The organism is Mycoplasma sp. 5370 (assembly GCF_054343435.1).
The window spans coordinates 24,066-33,525 of sequence record NZ_JBTGVF010000009.1 but is presented as its reverse complement, the minus strand read 5'-3'; the positions used below and the strand labels follow the sequence as shown (position 1 = coordinate 33,525).

General features: G+C 24.3%; 5 protein-coding genes. 1 reads left to right on the top strand and 4 read right to left on the bottom strand.

Going from position 1 to position 9,460, the window contains the following annotated elements; all coding sequences use genetic code 4:
- The first annotated feature begins 147 nt into the window (after positions 1–147).
- Entirely contained in the window at positions 148–2,070 is a 1,923-nt protein-coding gene (gene gyrB, locus ACXX88_RS02115) for a DNA topoisomerase (ATP-hydrolyzing) subunit B (RefSeq protein WP_436358608.1), read from the top strand.
- Positions 2,071–2,218: 148 nt separating this feature from the next.
- Here gyrB and ACXX88_RS02110 read toward each other — a convergent pair whose 3' ends face one another.
- From ACXX88_RS02110 to ACXX88_RS02095, 4 genes are all read right to left on the bottom strand, one after another.
- Complete coding sequence (locus tag ACXX88_RS02110; RefSeq protein ID WP_436358609.1) at positions 2,219–5,425, bottom strand: DUF262 domain-containing protein; 3,207 nt, start codon at positions 5,423–5,425, stop codon at positions 2,219–2,221.
- 187 nt (positions 5,426–5,612) lie between these two features.
- Positions 5,613–5,924: a DUF3899 domain-containing protein gene (locus ACXX88_RS02105; protein WP_458559452.1), complete on the bottom strand. Its 312-nt coding sequence runs from the start codon at positions 5,922–5,924 to the stop codon at positions 5,613–5,615.
- Positions 5,925–6,027: 103 nt separating this feature from the next.
- Positions 6,028–8,400 (bottom strand): ATP-binding cassette domain-containing protein, encoded by a 2,373-nt coding sequence (locus ACXX88_RS02100; RefSeq protein ID WP_458559451.1) that lies wholly within the window; start codon positions 8,398–8,400, stop codon positions 6,028–6,030.
- Positions 8,393–9,460 carry an ABC transporter ATP-binding protein gene (locus ACXX88_RS02095; RefSeq protein ID WP_458559450.1) on the bottom strand — a complete coding sequence of 356 codons (1,068 nt, stop codon included), beginning with the start codon at positions 9,458–9,460 and terminating at the stop codon, positions 8,393–8,395. The genes ACXX88_RS02100 and ACXX88_RS02095 overlap by 8 nt, the downstream gene beginning before the upstream one ends.

Sequence of the window (9,460 nt, the reverse complement as noted above, 5' to 3'; positions counted from 1 at the left end):
GTCCCATACTTTAAATTTTACTTTAAAGTGGTGCACTTGATCTTACAATTAAGCATCAATGGTTTTCCATTGATTTTTTTATTCTAAAAACGATTAAAAAGAGTATAATTTAATAATAAATTATAAGACAAAAAGAAAGAGGTAGTTATGAGTAAAGAGTATGGAGCAAGTAGTATTCAATCTCTTGAAGGATTAGAAGCTGTTAGAAAGCGTCCTGGAATGTATGTTGGTGGAACTGGAATAATTGCTTTACACCATTTAATTTGAGAAATAGTAGATAATGCAGTTGATGAATCACTTGCTGGATTTGCCAACACAATCGAAGTAACTTTAACTAAAGATGGATATGTTAAAGTTAGTGATAATGGTAGAGGAATCCCTGTGGATATCCATCCAAAACACGGAGTTTCTGCTGCAGAAGTAGTTTTAACAGTTCTTCACGCTGGTGGTAAATTCGATAGTAGTGCTTATAAAGTTTCTGGTGGTTTACACGGTGTTGGCGCTTCTGTAGTTAATGCTTTAAGTTCTAATTTAAAAGTTTGAATTAAAAGGGACCATAAAGTTTATTTCCAAGAATTTGTAAATGGTGGAAAAAAAGTTGATGACTTAAAAGTGGTTGGTGAATGTGGTGATGAAACAGGAACCACCATTATGTTTAAACCAGATTTTGAAATCATGGAACAACATGAATTCAAACTAGAAACAGTTATTGATAGAATCAAACAAACTGCCTACCTAACAAAAGGTTTAAAATTTATTGTTCAAGACGAAAGAGTGAATATTAAAAAGGAATTTCACTTTGAAGGTGGAATTATTGACTACATTTCTGAATTAACTAAAGGATATGAAAAAGTTACAGAAAAATCCATTTATGCTGAAGGTATTTTTAATTTAGGCGAAGAAAAATCAACAGACATAAATGTAGAAGTAGCACTACAATATGTAACTGAAGATAGAGAAGAAATCTTAACATATGCCAATAACATCTATAACAAAGAAGGTGGAACTCATGAAACCGGTTTATTTGACTCTTTATCTAGAATTTTAAATAATTATGCAATTGAAAATAAATTTTTAAAATCTGAAGCAGATAAATTTTCAAGAGAAGACTTAAGAGAAGGTATGTTTGTTGTAATTTCCATCAAACATAGCGATCCTATGTTTGAAGGACAAACTAAAGGTAAATTGATTAATAAAGACGTAAGACCCGCTGTAAATAAAATCTTTTCTGAAGTTTTTGAAAGATACTTAAATGAAAATCCAGGAGAAGCAAGAAAAATCATTGAAAGAAATTTACTTGCTCAAAAAGCTAGAAAAGCTGCTGCTTCTGCAAGAGAAGCAACAAAGAGAAAAAATCCTTTTGAAGTTGGATCGCTACCTGGAAAATTAGCTGATTGTTCAACAAAAAATGCTGAAATTGCTGAACTTTACATCGTGGAGGGAAACTCTGCTGGTGGTAGTGCTAAAATGGGTAGAGATCGTCACTATCAAGCTATTTTACCTTTAAGAGGAAAGGTTATTAACTCTCAAAAAACAAGTGATGAAAAAGTCTTTAAAAACGAAGAAATCCTTTCTTTAATTACCGCTTTTGGAACAGGTATTGGTCCAGAATTTAATATTAATAAACTTAGATATCACAAAATTGTTATAATGACCGACGCCGACGTTGATGGTGCTCACATTAGAACTCTTCTCTTAACTTTCTTATATAGATACTTTAGACCATTAATTGAATATGGATTTATCTACATAGCCCAGCCACCTTTATACAAAATTTCTTATAATAAAAAAGATGAATACGCTTATAATGATGCTCAAAAAGAAGAAATTTTACAAAGAATAGGTGATAGTAAATTCTCCATTCAAAGATACAAAGGACTTGGAGAAATGGATCCACAACAACTTTGAGAAACAACCATGGATCCCGCTGTAAGAAAAATGCTTCAAGTGCAAATTAAAGATGCTATGATTGCTTCACAAGTATTTGAACAACTTATGGGAGAAGAAGTTGGACCAAGACGTGAATTTATTGAAGAAAACGCTAAATTTGTTAAAAATATCGATTTATAAGAATAATTAAACAAGAACTTTGATTCTTGTTTTTTTCTTCAGTTTTGCAACCCATAAACCCAAATTCAGGAAAATAAAAAATCAAAACTGTAAGCGTTAACATAATTGAAATATGTTAAATTTATGTTATTGCTTTTTTGTTTTGATTTTATTTTTTTATAAATATTTTTAGTTCACTAGATAAATTTAAAATATTACAAAATCTATATAATAACTTAATTTTTGTCACATTATCAAAAGAATGAGAGATATAAAAATTGTCAATTAATTTTGCATAGAGTCGTTTTGGTTGTGAGTGTTTAACTTTATCTGTAGAGAGACTAGCTAAATTTAATCATTCATTTTGTTTTTGGTTTATTAATTCTAAGTGGTTTTCTGTTATATTCTTATATATTTTATTAAGCAAAATGCTTAAATGCTTTTCAAAAATAAATTTTGTATTTTTAAAAATAATGTATTTTACTTTATCATCTCTTACTTGATCATTATTAATTTTTTTAAAATTGTTTTCATTAATCATAAATAATTCATGAGAGTTATCATAAGTTTTGACATCTTTAGATTCTTTATTAATACTTTCTTGTTTGTTTTTATTATGAAACATGTGCTTAGATACTATTTTTTCAAATTTTTCATCTTTTTCTATTTGTAATTCTAGTAAATTATCTAAATTTAGAACTTGCAATAGTTTAAACAATTGTTTCATTCTTCTTTCTTTATCGCCTTCTAAAGATATAAATAAATTTGTTCCCGGAACAGAAGAATATTTATATTTATTTCCTTCTTTTTTCTCTGCAAATGAAAAGTTTTTAATAAGCGAAATCTCTTTTTGTTTGTTATTTATTTCATTAATAAAATTTTCAAATAAATAATTATAAATTTTGTGAATCACTAAATAAAATTTATTTTTTTGCATATCAAAACATTCATTATTAAAGTAAATAAATTTTATTTTGTCTTTTTCTATCGTTTTGTTTTCAACACTTTTAAAATTTAAATTATTAATTATTGAAAAATTATTATTAATTTTATTAGTTAATATCACTTTGCTTTCTTTTATCTCTAAATCATTATTTGGTAACTCATCAAGAAATTTTATTTTGTTTTCCAAATTTAAAATTTGTGCAAATTTGAAAAGATACATCATCTTAATTTCATTAGAAGCATGAAGATGGAAATATAAACCGGTTTTATTTAATAAATGATATTGGTAGGAATTTGTTTTTTGTTCTTTGTTTTTTAGAAAATTTCCTAATTTTAAAATCGACTCTTGTTTTTGGATAATTAAATCAAAATAATTATCTGCTATATCTTGATAAATTTTTTCAATATTTTCTTTCGCTTTTTTGTTAGTTAAGTCATATGTTTTATTTTCAAAAACAATATATTTAGTTTTTGAAAAGTCATTTAAACTAATTTTATTTTTTAATTTTGTATAAGAATGAGTTGAAGGTAAATCATCATTCTCTATAACTTTTTTCTGTATTTTTTCCGTATTTTCTATATTTTTACTTCTTGCTTCAACTTTTTCTCCACCAATCAATTGAGAATATTTATATTTGTTTTTAAAGTTTTTTTCAAAAATAAAAATTGTTCTTTTTTCTATTTCTTCTTGATTTCATATATCTACTTCTTTAAAATATTTATTTAGTTTAAAATCAGAAGTAATATAACTTTGTTTTTTCTCTTTAAAATTTAAATTACCTAACGAAGCATTTGTTTTATCATTAAGAAGTGTTAAATTACCAATTGTATGTAAATAATTACTTCTTATGTTTTCGATTTCTGAACTTTCCAAACCTTCATTATCCGAACTTAAATTTTGTGCAAAAATGTGTTCAATTTGGTAATTTTTATTAATGTCTTCTAATGATAAATCATAAAACAGTAAAAAGTCTGCAATTTTATTTTGTTTATTGTATAAAAAATGATTTAGTAAGGAGTTTTTTATAATTTCATCATCAATGTTAAAAATTTCTTTTTTATTTGCTTCTTCTATATAATCTTTTAAAATTGATTTAAATGAATTAAAATCTCCACTATTTTTAATTTCTCAATAAAATTTTAAAAATAAAGTTTTTCAATTAATGTTTCTTGAAAGATTAGAAATTTGAATTCTAGAAATTAAATTGTTAAAAAATTTAATAGCGTTTAGTAATTTATCTTTATCACCTTTATCTTTGTCACAAATTTCTATTAAAATTAGATAGCAAAAAAATAAAGAACCTTTGTTTTCATTTATAAGAGTTTTTAACTTAAATAATTCAATTTTTATATCTTTTGTCTTTTCTGTGCTTAATTTTCTTTCAATATTTTCATCATTTCAAATCAATCTTAAAGTTTTGAAATTTTCATAATAATCAATGATCATTTTTTCTTTTGTTTTGTAATCTTGTTTATTGTCTCTTCATCAACTTTCAAATTTTTCATAAACATTGAATTTTTCATCTGCTTTTGAATCTGAATAATGTTCTGTATTTGCAAAATTTAAGTGGTTAACAAAAAGATAAAAGAATCTATCTAAAACATTATTATCTATTTTAGAATCATTAAAAATATCTTCAAAAATTTGACTATCTGGAAGGTTAGAGTAAATAATATTTTTAATTAATTCATAATCCCTTAACTTAATACCAATATAATTTTGTTCTCTATATCATTCAATTGCTTCTTCTTTGGTTTCAACTATTAAAACAACAATATTAAAATTTTTTTCGTCATTTTGGTTTGCTTTGTGAAATTTTTCTATTAAATTATAAAGTTTGTTCTCTTCTTTAAATTCTTCTCTTAAAAGTTTTAAAAAATAATTATAAATACTGTAAAATGGTTCATATTCCCTTGGTGACTCTTTTGCTAAAGTAGTGATTCTATCTCATGTATTTTCCGGTTTTTTTATTTTATCAAAAAAGGAATTTGAATTTTTGTTTTCAAATTTTATATCTAATTTTAAAACTTTATTTTGAATGGCTACTTTGTTTTCTTCTCATTTTCCCTTTAATAAATTAACTTTTATTTCATCTTCTTTTTCTAAGAAAAAATCATGTAAAGATTTTAAAAAAATAAAAGTAGTCAAGAATCTTTGTTGCCCATCAATGATATTTATTTTATCTTTTTGTGGATTTTCCCTTAAAACTACAAAAGTTCCAAAATATAAATCATTATTTTCAGTTGTGTTATTATTTTCTTCTTTGTAAAAATTAATAAATTTTTTAATAAAATTACTTGCTTCTCTTTCGTTTCAAACAAATTTTCTTTGAAATCTTGGAATTATTATTTCTTTTATTTTATTGTCTTTCTTGTTGTCTTTGGACAAAAAGAACAAATCTTTAAATATATCTGATATTAATGGTTTCATTTTTCCTACTTTGCTATTCTATTATTTAAATTATAATATAAAATTACATAAAAAGCCCTTTAATAGAGAAAATAAAGGTTTTTTCCATATATATTATTTACATTATAATAATAAATGGCCTATTATTTAAAAAATTAAATATGTAATATATCAATTGTTAAAAATAAAAAAAGCAGTATTAACTGCTTTACATTAAAATGAAAGGCAAAGAAATGATAAATAAAATAAGAAAGCAAACAAGACCAATAAAAATATTTAGGTAACTTTTTTCTTTATTGTCTTGTCTTAATTTTTCAATTGAAATTAATTCTTTTTCTTCCATTTGATTTTCTTTTAATATTTTATTTTCTCTTTTTATGTTTCAATTTTTTATTCCTTTAGAATAAATATCAAAAAGTCCTCATTTTATAACAAGAGCTAAAACTGTAACTCCTAATATTAAAAAAGAAATTGTAAATAAAGACTTATATCAATTCAGTTTATTAAATGTTAAAGTCATTAAGAGAAATAAAACACTAAAAGTAATAATTCAGAAAACTAAGTAAATATAATCTATTTTTCTCAGTTTTCTAATTATTTTATTTTTTCAAAAAAATTTAATTTTATTCATTTTTATTTAGTCATTTATTCAATTGATTTTTTGTTCCATAAACTTTGTGTGTTGAAGAATTATCAACTAATTCTTCTTCAATAACATTAGGGAAATTTTGTTCTTTTAAATAATCTAATTCAAAATTAGATGCTTCAAATGGTTCGTTAGCATTTGACATTTTTGGAATAGATTTAAATAAGTTGATTGTGTAAGGGTGTTTTGGATTAGAATAAATTTCTTCTGTTTTTCCTCTTTCAACTATTTTTCCAAGATGCATAATAATAATATTATCAGCAATATATTCAACCATTGATAAGTCGTGTGCAACAAAAATTAATCCAATTCCTTTTTTATCAACTAAACTTTTTAGTAAGTTAACAATTTGTGCTTGAATAGAAATATCCAGAGAAGCTATTGGTTCATCAGCAATAATAACTTTTGGTTCACTTATTAATGCTCTTGCAATAACTATTCTTTGTCTTTGACCACCAGAAAATTCATGTGGGTAACGATAAGCAAACTGTCTTAATAAACCAACTTCTTCAAGTGCATTATAAATTGATTCATCATATAAAGTTTTCTTAACAACTTTTTTAGTTATTGTTAGATTTTGATTGTTGTTGTGTAATCCAAGTAAATAAGTAATTCTATTATAAATTTTTCTTAATACTTTTAATTCTAAATTAAATGAATTAAGAGATGAATATTTTTCATTTACTTTTTGTTTATATGATTCTAGTTGAATTTTTACTTCGTGAGCATTTAATCCATCAGCTATTAATTTTTGGTGAATTCAAACTAAAAATCTTTTGTGAATTTCAGCAAATTTTGCATCTAATACTTTTTGTTTTTCACTTATGCTTTTTATAACTTTTTCTTGTTTGCTAATTTCAGCATTAATGTTAGTTTCTCATACTTTAAAATCTTTTTTGAAGTCTTCTAATTCGTGATTAAAAATATGTTTATTTTTCTTATGAATAGCTTGTAAAAGATTGAATTTAACTTTATCTTCTTCTAAAATATGTTTTTCTTTTGAAAGTGATTTTTTAAGTTTTTCAATTTCTGCTTTAATACCTTTAATTTTGTTTTTATATAATACTTTTTTATCTGCTGCTGTTTTTAAAAAGTGTTCTAAATCAACATTAGCAAATTCTGCAAGTAATTCTGATTTTAATTCTTTTTTAGAAGTTCAAAACTCATTATTTTCGTTAGGTATTTTTAAAAATTTATTTTCATATTTTTCTATTAAAAGTTTATTGTGATTATTAAATAATTCAACCATTTTATCAATTTCTTCGATAGATAATCAATAAAATAAATTACTTTTTAAATCACCAGATCAGGATTTATTTTTTAAAAATTCCTTTGTAAATAAATTGATAACTGCTCTTTTGTAGAAAAAAGAATAGTTTTTGTAATCTGTCGAAAGTAAAGCGTTATCTAAATTGATTAAATATTCTGATTTAAATTCATAAATATAGCTTTTTACGTAGTTTTTGGAATTAGTACACTTTTCTTTTCAAGAAGTTTGGAAATCATTTAACTCTTTTTCTTTTTGGGCAATTTGTTCCAAAATCGCTACATTTTCTCTTGAATTTTTGATTAATTCTTCTGCTTTAACTAATGCTGCTTTTGATTCTCTTAATGCTTTTTCATCATAGCTCAATTCACCATTTCTATATTCTTTTTGTTTTTCGAAATAGAAATTACTTAAATTAGTAACTCCTTTATACATAAAATTAATAGCTTTTGATTCGTGAAATTGTCTTTTTGTTAAATATGAAAAGTAAGCATTGAAAATATCTTCATATGTGTTAGATTCAAATAATTGATCAAATGAAGCAAAGTCATCAAAGTGAAATTCTCATTCTTTAAAATATTCATTAGCTTCAAAAATAGTACTATTTAAGTTATCTAATCTTTGCTCTTTGAATCTTCTTAAAAAAGTATAATGGAAGTTTGAAGTAACTTGTTGTCAATCTTTAAAAATATCCACCATTTTGTCTTTAATGATTCCATTAACTTTTAAAGGTTCTTTTAAAATAGAATAAATATTTTTTTGTCCATTTAAAGAAGCATGTGGATCTTGGAAAATCATTTGCATATTTTTTCTCATAAATTTATCTTTTAATCTTCCGATTTTTTTACCAGAAATAATTCTATTTTCTAATGTTACTTGTCCATTATATCTATCATATAATCTAATGATAGATCTACCTACAGTTGTTTTACCTGAACCTGATTCACCAATTAATCCTAAAACTTCTCCTTCAAAAAGTTTGAAATTAATTTTATCAACAGCTTTTACAATTCCGTTTTTATTGTAAAAATACTTTTTAAGATTTTTAACATCTAATATTGTTTTTTCCGTATTTTTATTCATTTTTATTAAAAACCTCTCTAAATAATTTTAATCTACTTTTTAGTTGTTCTGTTAATTCTACTTTTGGTGCATCTGGGTGTAATAATCAGGTAGCAGCAGCATGAGTTTTAGAAATCTCAATTAAAGGTGGTTCTTTTTCAAAATCAATTTCTAAAGCATAATCATTTCTTGGTGCAAAGGGATCTCCAGCTGGTAAATTAGCCATATCTGGTGGGGTTCCTTTTATGTTGTAAAGTTTTTGATTTTTGTTTTCAGGAATTGCACTAATTAAAGCTCAAGTATATGGATGTCTTGGGTCAGTGAAAATATCTTTTCTCGTTCCTCTTTCCACGACTTTTCCTGCATATAAAACATAAATGTAATCACAGAATTTAGCAATTACTGAAATGTTATGTGAAATAAAAATTAAAGAAATTTTGTATTTTGTTCTTATTTCATTAAATAAAGCTAAAACAGATGCTTGAACCGTTGGATCAAGAGCTGTTGTAGGTTCATCAGCAATAATTAAATCTGGTTGTGCTGCTACAACCATAGCAATCACAACTCTTTGTTTTTGTCCTCCACTTAAAGTATGTGGATAAACATTAAATCTACTTCTTGCTTCAGTAATTCCAAAAGATTCAAGTAAATTTACTAAGTAATCAATTTTTTCACTTTTTGATTTAAATCTAGAATCTTTTTCTAAAACATCTAGTAATTGTTTTCCAATTGTTCTAGTTGGATTTAGGGCTGTTAACGGATCTTGAGGTATATAACCTATTTTTTTACCTCTTATTTTTAATCATTCTTTATCTTTTGTAAATTTGGAAATATCAATTCCAGAAACTTCCATTTGATCACTTTTGGTATAAGCTAATTCATTTATTCCTAAAAGAGCTTTAGAAGTTACTGTTTTTCCTGAACCTGATTCACCTACTAATCCTACAATTTCTCCTCTTTTAATTTTTAAGTCTACTCCCCGAACAATATTAATAAACTTTTGCTTTTTATCTTTAAAAGAAACTCTTAAGTTTTTTACTTTTAAAAGGATTTCTTCTTTATTTTGTAAATTTTTTTCCAT